General features: G+C 73.7%; 1 protein-coding gene and 1 pseudogene. One reads left to right on the top strand and one right to left on the bottom strand.

Going from position 1 to position 1,194, the window contains the following annotated elements:
• Positions 1-226, top strand: a pseudogene (locus tag FV228_RS33560) (methyltransferase type 11); the annotation flags it as partial.
• A 4-nt stretch (positions 227-230) separates the two neighbouring features.
• Here the strand turns inward: FV228_RS33560 and FV228_RS30315 are convergent.
• On the bottom strand, positions 231-1,184 hold the full coding sequence (locus FV228_RS30315) for an aliphatic sulfonate ABC transporter substrate-binding protein (RefSeq protein WP_147857801.1): 954 nt from the start codon (positions 1,182-1,184) through the stop codon (positions 231-233).
• Between the last annotated feature and the right edge of the window lie 10 nt (positions 1,185-1,194).

Consider the following 1,194-nt stretch of genomic DNA (forward strand, 5'->3'; position numbering starts at 1 on the left):
GCTCCTGGCCGCCGAGCTCGCGCGGGAACGGCAGCGGTCGGCCGCCGTGCGGGTCGTGCTCGAGGCTGTGCTGAGTTCCCTGGGCTCCCGGTCCTGGGACAAGAAGCGGTTCAAGGCGATCATCGCCAAGTCCGCGCAGGAGACGCCCACCGAGGGCCCGGGCGCGGTGCGTCACGCGGTGCTGGCAGAGGAGAGCCGGAAGGTTCTCGGCGTCCACCGCGCCTGAGGCGTCAGCGCGCCGGCGGCTCCCAGATTGCGAGGGCGGACGCGTCCACCGGGCGGGGCAGGAGGCCTTCGGCCCGGAAGGCGTCGGCGATCTTCTGCTGCTCGGAGAGGCCGGCCCAGGTCACCGGCTCCACCCGGTAGCTGCGCCGCGCGTTCGCCCGCAGGATCACCTCCGGTTCGATCTTCCACAGGGGCGCCAGGCGCGCGGCCGCCTCGTCCGGCTGCGCCTTCACCCAGGCGCCGGTGTCGGCGAGTTGGCCGAACAGCGCGGCGAGCACCGGACCGTTGGCGGCCACGTAGGGGTCGGCCGCGAGGTAGTAGCGCTTGTACAGCGACAGCCCGGTGCCGTCGCGCAGGACCCGCGCGCCGGATTGCTGCCGGGCGGCGGACAGGAAGGGATCCCATGCGACCCAGGCCTCGACGCCGCCGCTGGTGAGCGCGGCCCGGCCGTCCGCCGGCGTCAGGTAGGCCGGGGTGATGTCCTTGAAGGTCATGCCGGCCTCGGCGAGGGCGGCGAGCAGCAGGTAATGGCTGCCGGCCCCCTTGGTGACCGCGACCCGCTTGCCGCGAAGGTCGGCCACCGTCTTGGCGGGGGAGGCTTCGGGCACCAGGATCGCCTGCGCATCCGGGGAGGGCGCTTCCTGGGCGATGTAGGTGATCCGGGCCCCGGCCGCCTGCGCGAAGATCGGCACGGTGTCGGCCACGTCGGCCGACACGTCGATCTGCCCGGCGTTCAGCGCCTCCATGATCGGAAGCCCGCTGGTGAATTCGTGCCAGGACAGCCCGGCCCCGAGCGGTGCGAGGGCCGTCTCCAGGTTGCCGTTCTGGCGCAGCAGCGCGATCAGCGTCGAGGAGCGCTGGTAGCCGATGCGCAGCGTCGTGGCCGCGCGGGCGGCGCCCAGAGGGGTGACGAGGGCGGCGGCAAGGCCGGCGATCAGGCTTCGGCGGGAGGCGGGCATCGGGTGATCC

This window comes from Methylobacterium sp. WL18 (assembly GCF_008040015.1).
In the GTDB taxonomy this organism is placed as follows: Bacteria; Pseudomonadota; Alphaproteobacteria; order Rhizobiales; family Beijerinckiaceae; genus Methylobacterium; species Methylobacterium mesophilicum.

Excerpts from the sequence above, each read along its gene's own strand:
- FV228_RS30315 (WP_147857801.1), bottom strand. The coding sequence starts at position 1,184 with ATGCCCGCCTCCCGCCGAAGCCTGATCGCCGGCCTTGCCGCCGCCCTC.